General features: G+C 34.5%; 11 protein-coding genes. 5 read left to right on the forward strand and 6 right to left on the reverse strand.

Annotated features, from left to right (window positions below):
* Positions 1-17 precede the first annotated feature (17 nt).
* From NJT12_RS22065 to NJT12_RS22075, 3 genes are all read right to left on the reverse strand, one after another.
* Entirely contained in the window at positions 18-4013 is a 3996-nt protein-coding gene (locus NJT12_RS22065) for a PAS domain S-box protein (RefSeq protein ID WP_271338287.1), read from the reverse strand.
* Positions 4014-4025: 12 nt separating this feature from the next.
* Complete coding sequence (locus NJT12_RS22070; protein ID WP_271338288.1) at positions 4026-4475, reverse strand: response regulator; 450 nt, start codon at positions 4473-4475, stop codon at positions 4026-4028.
* A 558-nt stretch (positions 4476-5033) separates the two neighbouring features.
* Positions 5034-7403: a mechanosensitive ion channel family protein gene (locus NJT12_RS22075; protein ID WP_271338289.1), complete on the reverse strand. Its 2370-nt coding sequence runs from the start codon at positions 7401-7403 to the stop codon at positions 5034-5036.
* Between the two features lie 509 nt (positions 7404-7912).
* Between NJT12_RS22075 and NJT12_RS22080 the strand changes: the two genes are divergently transcribed.
* The 5 genes from NJT12_RS22080 (at position 7913) to NJT12_RS22100 (ending at position 14216) form a co-directional block, all read left to right on the forward strand.
* Positions 7913-9514: a Na+/H+ antiporter gene (locus tag NJT12_RS22080; protein WP_271338290.1), complete on the forward strand. Its 1602-nt coding sequence runs from the start codon at positions 7913-7915 to the stop codon at positions 9512-9514.
* 708 nt (positions 9515-10222) lie between these two features.
* On the forward strand, positions 10223-11677 hold the full coding sequence (locus NJT12_RS22085) for a glycosyltransferase family 2 protein (protein WP_271338291.1): 1455 nt from the start codon (positions 10223-10225) through the stop codon (positions 11675-11677).
* A gap of 443 nt (positions 11678-12120) precedes the next feature.
* Positions 12121-12717 (forward strand): TetR/AcrR family transcriptional regulator, encoded by a 597-nt coding sequence (locus tag NJT12_RS22090; protein WP_271338292.1) that lies wholly within the window; start codon positions 12121-12123, stop codon positions 12715-12717.
* 6 nt (positions 12718-12723) lie between these two features.
* Positions 12724-12951: a hypothetical protein gene (locus NJT12_RS22095; protein WP_271338293.1), complete on the forward strand. Its 228-nt coding sequence runs from the start codon at positions 12724-12726 to the stop codon at positions 12949-12951.
* A 20-nt stretch (positions 12952-12971) separates the two neighbouring features.
* Positions 12972-14216 carry an MFS transporter gene (locus NJT12_RS22100; protein ID WP_271338294.1) on the forward strand — a complete coding sequence of 415 codons (1245 nt, stop codon included), beginning with the start codon at positions 12972-12974 and terminating at the stop codon, positions 14214-14216.
* 49 nt (positions 14217-14265) lie between these two features.
* Here NJT12_RS22100 and NJT12_RS22105 read toward each other — a convergent pair whose 3' ends face one another.
* From NJT12_RS22105 to NJT12_RS22115, 3 genes are all read right to left on the reverse strand, one after another.
* Positions 14266-15318: a hypothetical protein gene (locus NJT12_RS22105; protein ID WP_271338295.1), complete on the reverse strand. Its 1053-nt coding sequence runs from the start codon at positions 15316-15318 to the stop codon at positions 14266-14268.
* A 279-nt stretch (positions 15319-15597) separates the two neighbouring features.
* Entirely contained in the window at positions 15598-16626 is a 1029-nt protein-coding gene (locus NJT12_RS22110; RefSeq protein WP_271338296.1) for a PQQ-binding-like beta-propeller repeat protein, read from the reverse strand.
* On the reverse strand, positions 16617-17855 hold the full coding sequence (locus NJT12_RS22115; protein ID WP_271338297.1) for a hypothetical protein: 1239 nt from the start codon (positions 17853-17855) through the stop codon (positions 16617-16619). Before NJT12_RS22115 ends, NJT12_RS22110 begins: the two co-directional genes overlap by 10 nt.
* Positions 17856-18252 lie beyond the last annotated feature (397 nt).

The raw sequence follows: 18252 nt of genomic DNA on the forward strand, positions 1-18252 counted from the left end.
TTATTTCCGTTTTTTTATTAGTTTGTATTTTGAATCACCGGGATATAAATATCAAAAGTTGCACCTTTATTTTGTTCGCCTTCTGCGGTGATAAAACCGTTATGGTTTTCTACTATTTTTTTTACGATCGCAAGTCCAATTCCTGTTCCTGTGTATTCGAGTTTGCCGTGTAAACGCTGAAAAACTTCGAATATCTTTTTACTGTACTGTGGTTCAAACCCAATACCATTATCCGAAATACTGATATGACAATACTCTGTTTCTTTTGATAAGGCATCATTATTTAAAGCTGCTCCTTTGGCAAACTTGCTTTTTATTTTTATTATCGGATTAACATCAGGTTTCGAAAATTTTAATGAATTGCTGGCTAAATTGTACAATAATTGTCTGAACTGAAACGGAATAATACTTACTTCAGAAGTTTCGTTGCTTTCTATTTTGGCATTTTTTTGTTCAAGTTCTTCTTTAAGATCTTCTTTTACTTCATCAATGATTTGAGAAAGATTGACTTTTTCAAATTTTCTTTCCTGAATGTTGGTTCTTGAATACGAAAGTAAATCATTGATTAATGTTTGCATTCGTTGAGCGGCATTTTGCATTCGTTGAAATTTATCTTTTCCGTAATCTGATAAATTTTTAGATTCTTTCTCTGTAATCTGCGTTGCAAAAGTCTGAATTTTTCGCAATGGTTCCTGCAAATCGTGGCTGGAAATATAGGCAAACGATTGTAGTTCTTTGTTCATTTGCTCGAGCTCGATATTTTTTTGTTCAAGTTCTTTTGTTCGTGCCGTAACTTGTTTTTCTAATTCCTGGGTAAATGCTTTTTCAGTTTGGATATCTGTAAAGGCTCCAACCCATTTTATGATTTTATTGTCTTTATTCAAAACTGGTTCACCAATTACAGCATGCCATCTATAGGTTCCGTCTTTTCTTAAAACCCGTACATCTGTTCTGTATAATTCTCCGGTTGCTAAACTGTTGTTCCATATTTTGCTGTTTTCATCAAAATCATCAGGATGAATCATAGATTTCCACGCGGCTTCACCGGTAGGAATTACGCCGGTATATTCGAACCATTTGCCTGAGGTAAACAAAGCATTTCCTTTTTCGTCTGTTTCCCAAATAAGCTGCGGGATACTTTCTGTAAGAGAGCGGAATCTTTTTTCGCTTTCTTCGATTTTTTTTCTGGTTTCGACTTTTTCAGTAACATCAATCACCGTCATTTTTATTCCAGAAATATTATTGTCTATTTCACGCATTGGCGCATATTCAAAATCGATGTACATTTTGTATTCCGTATTTCCATTATTTAAGTAAAACAATGATTCAGATTCTGAATGTACATTTCCTGTCGTATAGACTTCATTTAAAAGTCTAGCGTATTTTTGTTTTTTAAGTTCCGGAAAAACGTTTAATATATTTTCACCCTGAACATCGCTTTCATTTTTTCGCCATATATTTTTCAAAAGTGCAGCATTCGCCATTTCGATGGTCATATCTTTTCCTCTTAAAATAGCTTTTGGAACGGGAGATTCCATGACTAGTTTACGGAACCTTTTCTCGCTTGCTTCAAGTTCCTGCTGATGATTTTTTTCGTCAGTAATATCCCTTACCGTGCCCAATAATTTTTCGGGATTGTTTTCGTCATCATAAAAAAGTTTCCCTTTCGCCTCGACCCAATGAACCGATTGATCGTCCCATATTACTCTGGCTTCATATTGTATGGTTCCTAAAGCAATGGATTCTTTAAAAGCTTTTTCACGTATGTGTAAATCATCCGGATGAATATGGCTTAGGAGTTGGGCATGAGTTAGAGATTCTTCTTCTTTATAGCCGGTAACGATTTCAAGATATCTTTTAGAATATTGAAGATCTTTGGTTTTTATCGCCAGTTCCCAAGTACCTAATTCACTGGCTTCGACGATAATATTAAGTCTTTCTTCGTTAAGTTCTATTTTTTTTCTGGCTTCGACTTTTTCAGATACTTCAGTTGCAATTGCAATTATTCCTGAAATTTCTCCGTTTTCTTCTTTTAATGGATGATAAAGAAAATCAAAATAGAAAATCTCATGATTTCCATATCGGTTTATAGGTACAGCAACTTCGTTTCCGTGATAAGGAATCCCGGTATTAAAAACATCTTTCAAAAGTGAACTTACTGTTTCTTTTACTTCCGGTAATGATTCAAATAAAGGTTTGCCTACAAAGGTTTTTTCTTCTCTGGCAACCAACTTTAAGTAAGCTTCATTGGCCATTTCGACCATATGATCCGGACCTCGCAAAATGGTAATTCCTACCGGAGCTTGTTTTACTGTATTACGAAAACGTTTGTCAGCTTCTTCAATTTTTTGTCTTGCAATAACTTGTGGAGTATTGTCTAGTACCCAAATCGCTATTTTTGTTACTTTGCCTTCTATGTTTTTTAGTGGTGCATAAACAAAAGTAACGTATACTTTTTCTTTTTTTCCATGCCTGATAAGTAACATTTCTACTTCATTGGCATAAAAAGGAGTACCGTCAGTAACTACCTTTTGAAGAGGAATTTCATAACAGGATTTTACTTCGGCAAAGCTTTTCCAATAGTGTTTCCCTGCAATTTCTTCACGGGATTTTCCTGCAACTTCAATGAAACTGTCATTTACAATTTCGCTAATTAGAGTTTCTGCATCCAGTACGCAAATACCAATTGGCGATTGCAATACCATACTTCGTAAATTCTGTTCGCTTTCTTCAATTTTTTTCTTGGCTAAATTTAAGTCTGTTAAATCGACGCCAGTATTCATTACACCATAAATATTGCCATTTACGTCATATATTGGCGTTAGGCTATAATTAAAATAATAAGTACCTAAATTACCATCAACGGTAAGGTCTAAGGGAGTATTTTGTGTATGAAAAGATTTCCCGGTGTTTAGAACTTCATTAATCTGCTCAAAGACTAATTGATTGTCGAGTTCAGGAACTACATCTTTAAATGATTTTCCTATTACATCATTGCCTTTTCCCCATACTTTAATAATAGAGTCATTGGCCAATTCAACAATCATTTCCGGGCCAACATACAAAGCAATAGGAAAAGGTGCATTCTCTACCAGTTCTCTAACTTTTTGTTCGCTTTCTTCTACTTTTGAGCGAGAAACTACTTGTGTGGTAACTTCTATGGCTATTCCTACAACGCCCGAAATTGTTCCGTCAGATTCTGTAAGCGCTTCATAAACAAAATTGATGTAAGTATCTTCTATCTTTCCATTTCGAAGAAATTTAACGAGTTCCTCATTGGCAATAAATTTTTGTCCGGTATTATAAACATTGTCTAAAAGGTTTTCGAGATATTGACTTTTTGTATCAGGCAATGCTTCAAAAATAGGTTTATTAAGTACTTTTTCTGCCGTTGTTCTCCATAATCGAATCATTTGCTCATTTGCAATTTCGACAATGTGGTTCTTGCCCCTAAAAACACACATAGCGACAGGAGCCTGCATGATATTATTCTGATATCGAATATTGCTTATATTAAGAGCTGCTGTGGCCCTGACTTTTTCTGTAGTTTCAATAACTGTAACTAATATGCCGCCAACTTCGCCATCTTCTTTTTTAATAGGGCTGTAAGAGAAATTAAAATAACATTCCTCATCAAATCCGTTCCTGTTTAATGTTAATTTAAGATCAGGAAAACTAACTGCTTTACTTTGCATGACATCATGAAACATTGGACCTATAGTGTCCCAGATTTCAGAAAATGTGATTTGAGAACTAATTCCTAAAGCCTCAGGATGTTTGTTAGAGCCAAGGATAGGACGAAATGAGTCGTTATAAATTTGCGTATATTCTTTTCCCCAGACAATGTACATTCCAAACGGATTGTTGAGCACCACAGCGACCATGGTTTTAAGACTTTGTGGCCAGGTTTCTGGATTGCCTAAAGGTGTTTTGCTCCAATCTTTAGTACGCATCAATTCACCCATTTCTCCACCATCGGTCAGAAAATAAAGATTCTTATTTGTAAGGCTCATTCCAAAAACGAATTAGGGTTGGAGTATAAATTGCTCTCTTATAGGTTGCTTAAAGTCATTTTGTGATGCTATAGTCAGAGCATTTTCGATCACTTTTTTTAATTTAGCAAACTCGCCTGGTTTGCGAATATAATATGTTGCTCCTTTTTCATACATTTTGTCGACTATTTCATTATCCAGAGAAGTCGAAAAAATAATTACAGGGAGATTTTTAAGTTCTTCCTTTTCTCTTATTTCCGTCAAACATTCGTGACCATTTTTTCGGGGCATATTCAGGTCCAGAAAAAGAATATCCGGTAAATCGCCTGAAGAAATAGTGGCTAAAAAATCCATGAGTTGTACTCCGTCATTTACTGTCGTAAGCGATACAGGAAGTGATAATTCATCAAGTGCTTCTTTAAAAAAAGCGCAATCATCTTCGTCATCATCTGCCAGTAATAAATTATAATTCTGCTTGCTCATTTTAAGTATTGTAAGATTTAATATGTTGGTCCAATCCCGGTTAATCTCTGTGTTTCTGGAAAAAAATGGTTTTGTTGGTCTTTTATCTGTTTGTAAATCAGTTGTTTTTTGTTTAATACAGCGTTTCAATTGAAACCTTTCTGCGTAGTATCTATGATGAATTTAAATTCAAAAATGCGATTATTTCGCTAAGATAAGATTAATTGTATTACAAATAATCATGAATATTTTAATAAATTTAACGCTTTTAGGGCTAATTATGTAATCGTTTTGTTTTAAAATTAACATCTTGTAAATTAAGAAGTTGAGGTTTGTAAAGTTTACTTCGGAAATCAACTTCAAAAAAAATCCGCCAAAAAATGAATTTGACGGATTTAAGATATAATCTAAGAGGATGAAGTCGTGAGGTATAATTGTTTTTAAATACATAATCCCAAAGTTCAATGTCTTATATTTTAGATTGAAGATTAACGATTTTTGAATTTTGCTGTAGTATCTGTTTTTCCAGGTTTTACACATCTGTAATCAAAAATCGTTAATCAAAAGTCACCAATCATTTTATGTCGACAAGGCTAAGCCTTTTGCTTTAAAATTACTGTATAGTACCTGACGTGCACTGCTAATTGTTTCTTCTGTACGGTAAATGCTGCACCAGAATTTAATTTGCAATTTGAATTTTCCATCAGCAATGGCGGTGTAATAAATATGAGGAGGTTTAGCATTATTTACCAATTCCATGCTTTCGAGAGATTCCAGTATTAGCGTATTAATTTCTTCCGGCATAATTTCTCCACTCACTTCTGCAGCGATTTCTACCAGTTTAAAATTGTCCGTATAAGTCCAGTTGGTAATGTTTTGAGACAATAAATTACCATTTGGAATAATGATTTCGGCACCATTTGCTGAGTTAATTTTGGTAGTACGCAATCCCATCGATTTTACACGGCCGGATTCAGAACTAATATTGATCACGTCGCCAATTTGTATGGGTTTATCGAAAATCAGGATAATACCCGAAACGAAATTATTAACCACACTCTGTAGACCAAGTCCAACACCAACACCCAAAGCTCCCAGCAAAATACTTAGTTTGTCTAATGGCATTCCTGATGCGGCAACGGCCAAAAGATAACCACTAATCAATACCACAAGTCTTGTAATCAATAATTTAGAATGCTGTCTTTTGTTGATGTTTTCTTCGTTCTCATCATCGACTTCTCCAAAAAAGTAAGCGACATAATTCTGTAATAAATGCGCGAGCCAAATGATGATAAAAAACAAGACGATATTTCCTAAAGTAAAGGTGATGCTTCCAATTGTGTTGGGATGACTTAAAATTGAAGTTAAACCGTCACGTAAAGATTCCCAGATATTCAGATTAGCAGCGATGACCACAATCCACATATAACTGATCAGGATAATGAAAGGTTTTTTGAGTGTGTCAGACAAGCTTTCGAAATCAAAAATCTTTTCGATACCACGTTTTACTCTTGTCGTGTAGATTTGTAAAAGGATAACTTCTAAAATTATTTTTAAAAACACACTTAATGCCACAATTTGCGTTAGCGAAATAAAAGCAGTAAGGCTTAACATATTAGCAAGAGAAACACGGCCGAATACATTATTTAGTAAGGCTAAAACATTCAGGCCTATAAAAATAATAGTCGCCCATTTGAAAAAACCTTTTATATAAAGCTGATTTTTTAAAGTCTTTATCTGAACAAAACCGTAACGTATTCCTAAAATATTGATTATAATAAAGGCACAGCGTTGTATAAAACCAACGGCAATAAACAGGTCTAGGAAACAAAGAATAAAAAATAATACTAAAAGAAACATCCAGTTGCGTATTGCGGTAGAGGACCAGTCGTTTCTAAAAAGGAAAGTAAGAAGACCAAGAAGGCAAAGCTGAACCAGTTCAATAAACATCGCCGGAGCATATAAGTTGCTCACAACAGCAATATTCAAGGCAATAACAGCGACCGGAATAATAACGCCTCTATTTAGATATTTAAAATTAAATTGAGCAAGGTTTTTTGAATGTCCGTTATTTTTCAGGTATTTTAGGTTGCGTGCAATATACCAGCCTAATATTCCCATTAAGAGGAGCAATGAGATTATGGCACCAGCTTTGTAACTTAAATAATAGGAAGCAACGCTTTGTTCGATAGCAATTTTAGCTTTGATGTTTTGACCTTCTATTTTTTTTGCCACAGAATCATTTGTACTCCATAAAACAGGATATTCTCTTTTAAGAATACTGATTCCTGATTGTTCCAGTTTACTGTCAACAGTGATTAAAGCATTCGAAACTGCTATTTTTCTTTCAACAGTCAGTCTTTTATTATCATTTAGGATATTTTGATTTTTGGTCATCAGGCTATCCGTGCTGAGGTATCTGTCTTTAAGATTGGCAAACTCTTTTTTAAATTGTTGGCGTTTAATGGTATCTGTCAAAAGCCCCATTAAGGTTTTGTCTTTGCGCAAGTCAATTACTCTGGCTTTTATTTTTTCGAGAGCAAGGTTGCGGGAATTGATTGCGGTATTTTGTTCGTCCAGTTCCTGTTCGATTTCTTTAAGTACAATACGATACATTTGCTGATTGCGCACATTAGGATTTGCTCCTTTTATACTTACTAAAATAAGATCAAGTTTACTTTGTGTTCTTTTAATTTCTCCAAACAAATGATAGCTGTTGGCATCAAATTCAGTATCATTATGAGCAGATTCTAAAACTTCTCCGGCTTTTTCGATAGCCATCAGATAGTCACTGTCTGTGGCACTTTCTTCAAAAAGTTTCGATTTGGTTTCCGTTTTAGGAGGTGCAGTTTCCGTTTTGACCGGTGCGGTTTGTGAATAGGTAAGCGGCGCGTAAAAAAAGACGGCTAACAGGGCGAGTAAATAAATATAATTTCTTTTCTGAATCATAATGTAAGGCAATGAATTTAAGTATCAAATGTAATTTTTTTTAAGATATTTATGACTTAAAGAGATAATAAAATTTGGTTAAGAGATTTGTAGATTGGAGTTTTATGACATTCAGTTTATTTTTTTTAAACACATAGAAACGTAGCTTTAGCAAGCGTAAAAAAAGTCGTTTCACTTCGATATGAATTCACATAGTAAGATATCAAGAAACCATTTGTTTTGATATAAGGATATTGCTATTGGAGAAAATCATGATTTTTTTAATATGAATTTCACGCAGATTAAAAAAAATTAAACGGATTTACGCAAATTAATTTTAATAAAAATCTATTTCAATCTGCTTAAATTTTTTTCAATCTGCCTGAAATAAAATTCTATTGTCCTGATAGCTGTCGGCGTGGTTTAAAAAATATTAAAACCTATGTTTCTATGTGTTTAAAAAAAATAACACAAAGATTTAAAAATATTATATTCGTACTCTCATACCAGAATTACCAAAACAACAAAAAATGGAAAATATTACTGTAATCATCATGTTACTTTTTGGGGTTGCTTTTTTGAGCCTTATCAGTAAAAAATATAATTTTCCCATTCCGATTGTGCTGGTACTTTGTGGTGTCATTATTAGCGTTATTCCGGGACTTCCTGTGATTGCTTTGAGTCCTGAAATTGTTTTTATTGTCTTTTTGCCACCGCTTTTATATCATGCCGCATGGTACACGAGTTGGTCAGATTTTAAGCAAACAATCCGACCAATTACTTTGGCGGCTGTTGGTTTGGTGCTTTTTACTACTGTTGCCGTGGCTGTTGCAGCTCATATGTTGATAGATGATATCTCTTGGCCGTTGGCTTTTTTGTTAGGAGCAATTGTTTCACCACCGGATGCAGTTTCGGCTACTTCGATTACCAAAGGTTTGGGTTTACATCCAAGACTGATTGCGATTCTCGAAGGCGAAAGTCTGGTAAATGATGCTAGTGGTCTGGTAGCGTACAAATATGCATTGACGGCAATTACGGCCGGAAATTTTGTACTCTGGCAAGCGGGACTGAATTTTCTGGTCATGTCGGTATTAGGAATCTCCATAGGTTTAGGGGTTGGCTATGTCATGAGTTTTATTCATAAAAAGTTTGTTTGCGATGAGGTGATTGAGGCGACTTTAACTTTACTGACGCCTTTTGCATCTTACTTGATTGCAGAACATTTTGAATGTTCCGGTGTTTTGGCCGTAGTGGCAACAGGTCTTTTTCTTTCGGCAAGATCCGGAACGATCTTCACCCACGAAAGCCGAATGATGACGGGAACAATCTGGAGTGTTCTAACGAATATCCTAAACGGATTAATCTTTATTCTGATAGGATTACAGTTACGACAGATTATTGCAGGAATAGGTGATTACTCGGGTTTGTCTTTGTTTATTTGGGGCGCTTCGGTAAGTTTGGTCGTGATTTTGGTGCGTTTTTTATGGGTGATTCCGGCTACTTTGCTTCCCAGATATATCAGTAAAAAAATCCGTTTGCAGGAAGAATTTGATTTTAGGAATATGATTGTTTTTGGCTGGTCCGGAATGCGTGGCGTAGTCTCGATGGCGGCGGCTTTGGCATTGCCTTTAATGATGAATGAAACCCAGGAATTCCCACTGAGAAACCTCATCATTTATCTGGTATTTTGTGTAATCCTTTCGACTTTGGTTATTCAGGGATTGACTTTGCCATGGCTGATTAAAAAACTAAAAATAGAAAAATACTCGATCATCGCCGAAGAATACGAAATACGAAACATTATCGTGTCGCAAACCATTACCCATATCGAAGATAATTTCTCGTTACTCAACAACGATTTACTCCACAACATCAAAAGCAAATATGAAGTAAAATTCAACCGCCTCCAAAAAACGGAACTCCCTGCCAACTTCTTCGGAAAAGGAAATGTAATGGGAGGGGAGATTTTTAATGATTTTACCAAAATACAAATTGATCTCCTAAATGTCGAACGCAGTAAACTAGAATCGATGCACAAATCTGGTTCTGTCAATGAAGAGATTTTCAGGAAGATTGAGAAGGAACTGGATTTGGAGGAGACGAGGTTATGGATGGAGATGTATGAGGAGTAGGGTAATTATTGTTTATCGTTATCTTATAATTTTTAAATAATTTTAAGGTCTAAAAAATCTAAAGTGTTTTAATTATATTTGTATTTATCATCTTACTACCAAATACCAAGTTAAATGAGTGGGGGGAATATATAAAATTACTTAACAGTTTAATCAAGAAAGTAATTAGAAAAATCCGTTTTTATCAGCGTTTTCGCTTTAGCGAATCAGTAAAATCGGCGTCTAATTTTGACGCGGATAAAACAGATTTACTTCGTAAAAACGCAGATAAAAACGGATTTGATTTGTAATAATTTTATTTTTGAAAGCTTAACTTAATGACATTGAGCTATCGGGATTGCGCACTTTGCGGTAAATGTCATTTATTTTACTTTTTTAGAATAAAAATTATACATCAGGATGATGATGATAAACTCCAAAAATCGTTTTTAGTAAATTTCGAGGTATTCAAACACACCAAACCTCAACCTCAAAAGCCTGCGAAAATCCAATAAAACTGTATACTGTATCTTGAAAATGTATAAAAATTACACACTTATAAAATAGGTAAAATAGTTAATTCGCTGAAAAACAGTAAAAAATGACAATGGCACAACGCTTGCAAATTGGGAATATGTAAATTCTTTTTCGATAAATGAAAATAATGAATCGGAAAGAAAACAAATCATAAGTAAAAGCCCATAGCAAGCAATCAAAAAGTAGTGTCATATGAAAAGTGAAACCTTAACATCAGAACAATTTTATACTTCGAGCCCAAATAGTAATAACGAACAAGCCTTAAAAAGTTCCATTTTTCGTATTAACAACTCGACTTCTTCATCAAAAAAAGTGAGCGAGCGCACCAAAAGTAAGTTTGGTTTATTTGTATTGATAAGTACATTTATCCTTATGTTTGTTGGAGCTTACTCGGTTTACCATTTACAAGATGACTTTGATCAGTTTCAGATTGACCGATTGAATTCAAGTTGGGGACTTCCGTTTTTGATTATTGCGGGAGTATTGTTTTTCTTTCAGACGGGAGTTTTCCTGTATAATTTATACTTGTATTTTAAATACAAACCAATCGAATCAGTTTCAGACGAAATGTTGCCAACCGTTACGGTAATTGTTCCGGCGTATAATGAAGGGAAACTGGTTTGGGATACTTTATTGAGTTTGGCAGATAGTGATTTTCCTGCGCATAAATTAGAAATATTAGCTGTTGATGACGGAAGTAAAGATGATACATGGTACTGGATGCAACAGGCGAAAATAAAATTAGGGGACCGTTTGACTATTTTTCAACAACCTGTAAACGCAGGAAAACGTCACGCCTTATACCGTGGATTTGAATTAGGAACGGGAGAAATTTTTGTAACGGTAGATAGTGATTCGATCGTTAAAAAAGATACACTTAGAAATTTGGTTAGCCCGTTTGTAGTTGATGAAAAATGTGGGGCAGTTGCTGGAAACGTGCATGTACTGAATAGTAAAAAAGCCATATTGCCAAAAATGCTTAACGTAAGTTTTGTAATGAGTTTTGAATTCATGCGTTCTGCAGAAAGTAAATTAGGATCTGTGCTTTGTACTCCGGGTGCAGCGGCAGCATATCGTAAAACGGCTGTATTTGCTTGTCTTGACGAATGGATTAACCAAACTTTTATGGGACAGCCGTCTGACATTGGTGAAGATCGTGCGATGACCAATATGATCCTGAAACAAGGACAGCATGTAGTGTTTCAGAGAAATGCTTATGTACTGACAAACGTTCCTGAGGAATATACAGGATTATACAAAATGTTTATCAGATGGAGCAGAAGTAATGTGCGTGAAAACATTGCAATGGCGAAATATGTATTTACAGATTTTAGAGAAGGATCTAAATTTGGTTCAAGACTTTTATGGTTAAATCAGGCATTAAGAATCGTTATGGCATATCCGTTTATGCTTTTTATGTTCTTTTTTATTGCTATACATCCGTTATTGTTTTTGAGTTCAACGCTTTTAGGAATATTAATAGTATCAAGTTTTCCAGTTTTGTTTTATGCTAAAAGATACAATTTGTCTGATTCGCTTTGGGCGTATTCATACAGTGTTTTTTACACCTTCAGCTTATTCTGGATTACACCATATGCCATTGTTACAGCCAATAAAAGAGGTTGGTTAACACGTGGTTTAGTTTAAAAATTTTAAATATTAGAATTAGAAATTAGATTTTGTTTTTGAAACTCCTGTTCACCTGAACAGGAGTTTTTTTATGGGATTAAATGTGATGAGTTTTTATAGCCACTGATTAAATGGAATTAAAAAGAATTTCCATTTATATCGGGCTAAGGTACTCATTTGCATGATAATATTCGTTTCTTTTGTCATCTCGACCAGAGGGAGAGATCACAAAAGAAACTCGGCAAAGATTGCTGATTTTCTTTGCGGCGTTTCTTGTTTGATATTGTGACCAAACGGTTGAAACCGTTCGCTATGTTTTTATAATTAAGATTATTTGAACCGCATTCTTAACCCGACAGGTTTCAAAAACCTGTCGGGTTTGTCAATAAAAATAAATTAAAAAAAACAATTAATAAAAGAATGTTCATTCATTTATTGTTTTATATTTGCAAAAAAAGAGTATGAGAATTAGAGATGCAGACAAGGAAAAGTTGGTAATCGAAATGGCAATTGATCAGATTGTACGTGACGGATTTCAGGGTTTCAGCATGAATAAGCTGGCGAAAGCTTGTTCGATTTCTGTAGGCACTTTATACATTTACTACAAAGACAAAGATGATTTAATACAAAAAATAGGTGCCATAACTGCACTCAAATATTTTACCAGTACGGTAAAAAACTTTTCACCCGAAATGTCGTTTGAGGAAGGATTATGGAAGCAATGGGAAAACCGCGCGGCATTTACCATGAAATACCCAAAGGAAGTTGCTTTTTTTGAAATCATCAAACATTCCCCTCACTCAGAAATCATTCTCGATTCGATTAAAGAGTTTGCAGATTTTAGAAAAACTATGACTGAGTTTATGGAAAACGGTCTTCGTAACAAAGAACTGGTTCCCATGACATTTGAAGCATTTTGGTCTGTCGCTTACGGACCATTATACACGCTGTTGAACTTGCATACTGAGGGTAAGAGTATGGGAGGAAAGCCATTTAAGCTTACCAAAGAAATTATGAAAGAAGCTTTTAGCCGAACCATAAAAGGATTAATACCATGAAAAATTATGGAAACAAATTTAAATGCCATACATATTTTTAAAACAGATATTAAAAATATAGACCCAGCCTGCGAGATGCGCAAAACGTTGGATAGTGATTCGAATATACAGCAATGGAGCATTGATTGCGAAGATGTCGATTGCGTACTTCGAGTAGTTTCAGATGTATTAAAACCTGACGCCATCATAGGAATGATCAACGATTTTGGGCACGAATGCCAGGAATTAAATTAATAAAAAAAAAACCAGTTTATATGGAAAAAACAATAGGGGACAGCCCCGCTTTTACTTTTAACCAAAAAATTATCATCGCTATTCTGGCACTTTTGCAGTTTACTGTAATACTTGATTTTATGGTCATTTCTCCGTTAGGAGATATCTTAATGAAACACCTTGATATGACAACGTCAAACTTTGGTTTTGCCGTTTCTGCTTATGCTTTCAGTGCAGGAATTTCAGGACTATTGGCAGCAGGTTTTGCAGACCGGTTTGACCGAAAAAAACTTTTGATTTTCTTTTATACAGGATTCATCATCGGTACGGTTTTCTGTGCCTTTTCTACAAGTTACCACATGCTGCTTATGGCAAGAATTGTTACCGGACTTTTTGGTGGTGTTATTGGATCTGTTTCCTTGGCGATTGTAACAGATTTATTTGTTATTCATCAAAGAGGCCGCGTTATGGGATTCATACAAATGGCGTTTGCAACAAGTCAGATTTTAGGAATTCCGGTTGGTTTGTATTTTGCAAATCACTGGGGATGGCATTCCGCATTTATTATGATCGCCGTTTTAGGTGTTTTTATTCTTCTTGCTATTATAACCCAGATGCAGCCTATCACGAAACACTTAGAGGTACAATCAGATAAAAATCCTTTTCTGCATCTTTGGCATACAATAAGCAATAAACAATATCAGGTAGGTTTTGCTTCAATTGCATTTCTATCTGTTGGAGGTTTTATGTTACAGCCTTTTGGGAGCGCCTTTTTGGTCAACAACATTCACATTAGCCAGCTCGAACTGCCAATGGTATTCTTCTTTACAGGACTTTCAGTATTATTTATCATGCCTTTAGTTGGAAAATTAAGTGATAAAGTCAGCAAATTCAAATTGTTTACAGCAGGTTCAGTAATTTCTATCATTATGATTTTAATTTATACGAACCTGAATCCTATTCCGCTATGGGAAATCGTAGTCATCAATATGATTTTGTTTATGGGAATCATGAGCCGTATGATTCCTGCAACAACACTAAATACCGCTATTCCCGGCTTAGAGGATCGTGGAGCCTATATGTCAATCTCGTCTTCTTTACAGCAAATCGCGGGTGGAATCGCGGCCGTTTGTGCCGGATATATTGTACAGCAAAAAACGAAAACTTCCCCGTTGGAAAATTATGATATCCTGGGATATGTAATTGCTGTGATTACAGCCGTTTCAATAGTATTAATTTGGAGAGTAAATCAGCTGATAAAAAATAAGGACAAAGTAAAAATTTAAGATCCTTAGTTTAATTTTTTAATAAAAAGCATGTGAGATTGATTCAATTTTACATGCTTTTTTCTAATTGTAGCGATACTGTTTGTCTGTTATCCTCTTCGATTTTGTCTTTGATTACTTTAAGAAAATCTTTGGCATTATCGATGTAAAGTAATATTCTTGATGGTTGTTTTGTAATTCCAAAAGGTAAACTAACAAATATTTTATCTCTTAATTCGATAGCAATATTATGAGGTTCTAACTTTCCCAGTAATGCAAATTTTACAAGTTCGCTGCTTTTTTCATAATCTCCTTCAAATTTTTGTATGGAATGGAGTAGGTCAAAAGGTATTTCTAAAGTATCGAAAAGTCCGTATCGGATTATAATTTTTTGAGATAAAACAAGATGACTTCTAAAAAAAACGGCTTTCAAGTGACCAATCAGATTGATTAAAATATAAACATGAAGAACAAGTAAAAGTAGAGAAACCGTTTTATTCCAGGAGATGAGCAGGAAATGCAAACCAACTGCTTCAAAAACCGAAACAAGCATTAAACCGATATAAACGGCACTCATACCGCTTTCTTTATAACCTGAAAAACTATTTCCAGTATTATTATCATTATTATTTCTGCTCCACTTTATAAAACAATAATAAAAAGAACAAACTTCAAAAGAGATCATCTTTGCTAGTTTTTTAAATTTTATGGCTTCCTGCAAAGAATTCGAAATGATAGAATAATCATCCTGTTCGATGTTGTTTTTTTGTTTTAAAGTCTTTCTGAAGTTTTTTATAAACTGAAAAGCTTTCCATATTAAGTAGATTAGAAATGCAATGTTGAAATATATCTTCAACTGAAAAAGCCCTTCAAAAAAATTGCCCTCCATTTTGAAGACATAAGGAGTAATTTTAAAAACAGAATACAAAACAAACCAAAAAGTAAATTCAGTTTGTTTTTTTCTGGTCAATACATAATATAATAAAGGCGTTACGACCAGAAATAATGCAGTTGATGCAGAAAGTAAAGTTGAATTATTTTTGATCAAATAACTGAAACTTATTAATGTTATAATAATTTCTATTACAGCAAAAATAATTAGTGAGCTATATTTTTTTAACATAAAGTGTGGTATCCTTTTTACCCTTAAAAGTAGCAATTTTACGAATGTATTAGACTATTTATTAACTGATTTTTTTAGTCCTGTAAACTCGGCATCTTGTCCAGATGACAAACTATTTTCTTTGCCTATTTACTCATTCCTTAACTTAATGGCATTGCCTACACGCAATTGCAAAAGTTTTAATAGTCGTTGCTCTTTTTAGATCAAAAAGTTCTAAAATAAAGAAAGGGAATAGTGTTGAACTATTCCCTTTTACGTTATTAATAGAATTAAACAAGCTTAATTCTGCTCAGCAATTGCTGATTTATTAAGCTTAAGAACCCTAATTGTTTTATTCGTGTTATCAGACAAAAACAAACGATCGTTAAGTTGTGCAACACTTACAATAGTACCAAATGGGTTCGTTCCTAAAACATCAGAAACATTTACACTTGCAGTATAGTTGCGGGCCATAAAGTCTGCTTTAGGATAAAGACGTAAATAATTCAGGCTTCCGGAGTTTTCTGAAGTAATTGCCCAGTCTTTACTAAAACTAATCGCAATAGGCTTAGCATTAAAAGTTTCGGTAACCGGTTTTAATGGTTCTGTGATTGAAGCGGTCGCATTGGCTTTTATACCTGCAATATTATAGTACAAATAGCTTTTTGCATCTCTTCCTGCTACCACTAAGTTCCCTGCTTCAACATCCAACGAATATACCTGATCAAAACCGTTTAAAGTATTTAATTTAGCAATTGGTTTTAAATCCCAGGTACTGGTTTCAGTGATTTGAGAAGTTTCTAAAACTTTAATAGACGTTTCTTTTTCTTTTACGAAAACTAATCCGTCTTTTACCACAACACCAAAAACGTGTACAAAAGTATTCCACCATTGACCGTTTCCAACAGTACTGATTCCGGCATTTGTATTTTCATCCATTACAAAAAGTCTTGAATCAACACTTCCAATATAAATTCGGCCATTGTCAACCGCAACAGAAGAAATCTTTGTAAACGGAATAGTTGTAGTTCCTTTTTTATATTCTGCAATGGTCTTGATATGTGCCAAAGTTACAGCGTTGAAAATTTCAAGTACATCACCATTTGCTACATACAATTTTTCGTTAGCAATCGTGATCCCTTTCGGGTCTAAAGTTCCTGTTCCCGTTCCAATTTGAGCTGCAGTTATCGTTGCTTCATCAGTAGGGTAGAAGTAATCGTAACTGGATGGGTTTCCGTCTGCAGAATCTTTGCTGCAATTGGTAAACAGGCAAAGTAAAAGTATTAAAAAAGGTGTTTTATTCATGATAGTTTTGTAGGTTAGTTCCATTTTCCTTCTCCTTTGTATTTTACCAAAAACGTATTTTTAGGATTAATTTTAAAGACAGGTTTTCTATAAGTTCCTGTTAAGTATTTGGTCTTCATATATCCTTTTAATATATCAGGATCTGTAAACGGAAGATCATTTAAAGAAATCAGGTATTTATACAAATCGGTTAACATCTCCTGCTGACCTCCACCTTGGCCGCTATTGGCTAAATTACTGCTGTGACTGTAACCACTATGATGAGAATATTCATGAGACCAGACAGACATTTCGCCATTCCAGTGTCCCGTTACATATCCGGATTCCCATTGCGATGCCAAAGCACCTCCGCCCCAGGCAGAACCTCCGCCAACCATTGCCATATTCAGTGTACGGCTATCAATATAAGTATTATACGTTTGTTCGATTTGAGCTTTTGTCAGATAATCATAAACGCCATCGACATCATCAGCATTTCCGTGCCAGTTTAAGGCTCCATTTATTTCTGTTCCGGCCGTTATAGCCTGTTCTTTTTTGTATCGGTCAAAATTCATGAATGTATCATAATACAAAGGATGACTAATGGCATATGAGAAATTGATGATCATTGTGATCGCTTCTTTAGCCAAAACAGGATTCATCGGTAAATATTTATTAGGATCATCAGCAGGATTATTAAGATGGTACTGCGTGCTGAATTGTACTAGTCGATTTGATTTAATTTTCTTGAATTTAGCAAATAATGGATCATCTGATTCTACAGAAAATTCGATCGCTCCGGAAGAAAATCCGCCAATTTTATCAATCGTAACCGTTTTTCCGTTCTCTAACTCGTAATCATGTTTGCCTTCAACCAAAGGAAGTTGGTGAAATGAACGATGAAAAGCCGGAACTTTAGAAAATTCATAAATCAAAAAACGCTTGTCATAATTGGCCAATTTTGCATAGACTTTTACATTGCTGAGTCCAACCGGAGAATAGAGTGAAACTTGTACGGAATCTTTTCCTTTTTGAATGATTTGCATCGGTTGATTTACGCGAAACCAACGGTCTTTATTATCATACATTTTTGAAGAGCTTTCATCGTCTTCAAACATCGTCATCGGACGGTTTCCCTGAGGCAAAGTAGTGGCATCAATGCTGGGTAAATAATTGGCTTTGTAATTGTCGCCTTTTGAATCATCATCGCTGCAGCCAACAAGTACGGCTGCAAATAATGCCAATGGCAAAAAATAAGAAATGGTTTTTCTCATAGGGTTTGGTAGGTTAAATTTGGGGTTTTAATTATAAAACGCAAAACTATCAATATCATTATTAAAAACAAGAATATTGACAGAAAATTGCGATTTTATTTTCTTCAAAAAGTAGGGTTTTGTAACTGTATAATTATTTGTTTCCTTTTTTATGTTGCTAAAACGAAGGTAAAAATGTATTAGAATATACACTTTTAAATTTGATTAAAAATATTTTGATTTTGTACAAAACCTGAAAGGTATATTTAATACATAGTGACTGTTTTAGTAATCAAAACGTTTAAAGGCTTCGATTGCTTCGTATTCTGCCAATCCTAAATCATCGTATAGAATTGCTGTGTTTTTGTTACGGTCTTCGGCTCTCACCCAGAATTCTCTGGAGTCATTTCCTTGAAAC

It is taken from the genome of Flavobacterium azizsancarii, assembly GCF_027980145.1.
Classification (GTDB): domain Bacteria; phylum Bacteroidota; class Bacteroidia; order Flavobacteriales; family Flavobacteriaceae; genus Flavobacterium; species Flavobacterium azizsancarii.

Excerpts from the sequence above, each read along its gene's own strand:
- NJT12_RS22100 (WP_271338294.1), top strand. The coding sequence starts at position 12,972 with ATGGAAAAAACAATAGGGGACAGCCCCGCTTTTACTTTTAACCAAAAA.
- NJT12_RS22095 (WP_271338293.1), top strand. The coding sequence starts at position 12,724 with ATGGAAACAAATTTAAATGCCATACATATTTTTAAAACAGATATTAAA.
- NJT12_RS22110 (WP_271338296.1), bottom strand. The coding sequence starts at position 16,626 with ATGGAACTAACCTACAAAACTATCATGAATAAAACACCTTTTTTAATA.
- NJT12_RS22080 (WP_271338290.1), top strand. The coding sequence starts at position 7,913 with ATGGAAAATATTACTGTAATCATCATGTTACTTTTTGGGGTTGCTTTT.
- NJT12_RS22115 (WP_271338297.1), bottom strand. The coding sequence starts at position 17,855 with ATGAGAAAAACCATTTCTTATTTTTTGCCATTGGCATTATTTGCAGCC.
- NJT12_RS22105 (WP_271338295.1), bottom strand. The coding sequence starts at position 15,318 with ATGTTAAAAAAATATAGCTCACTAATTATTTTTGCTGTAATAGAAATT.
- NJT12_RS22070 (WP_271338288.1), bottom strand. The coding sequence starts at position 4,475 with ATGAGCAAGCAGAATTATAATTTATTACTGGCAGATGATGACGAAGAT.
- NJT12_RS22075 (WP_271338289.1), bottom strand. The coding sequence starts at position 7,403 with ATGATTCAGAAAAGAAATTATATTTATTTACTCGCCCTGTTAGCCGTC.
- NJT12_RS22065 (WP_271338287.1), bottom strand. The coding sequence starts at position 4,013 with ATGAGCCTTACAAATAAGAATCTTTATTTTCTGACCGATGGTGGAGAA.
- NJT12_RS22085 (WP_271338291.1), top strand. The coding sequence starts at position 10,223 with ATGAAAAGTGAAACCTTAACATCAGAACAATTTTATACTTCGAGCCCA.
- NJT12_RS22090 (WP_271338292.1), top strand. The coding sequence starts at position 12,121 with ATGAGAATTAGAGATGCAGACAAGGAAAAGTTGGTAATCGAAATGGCA.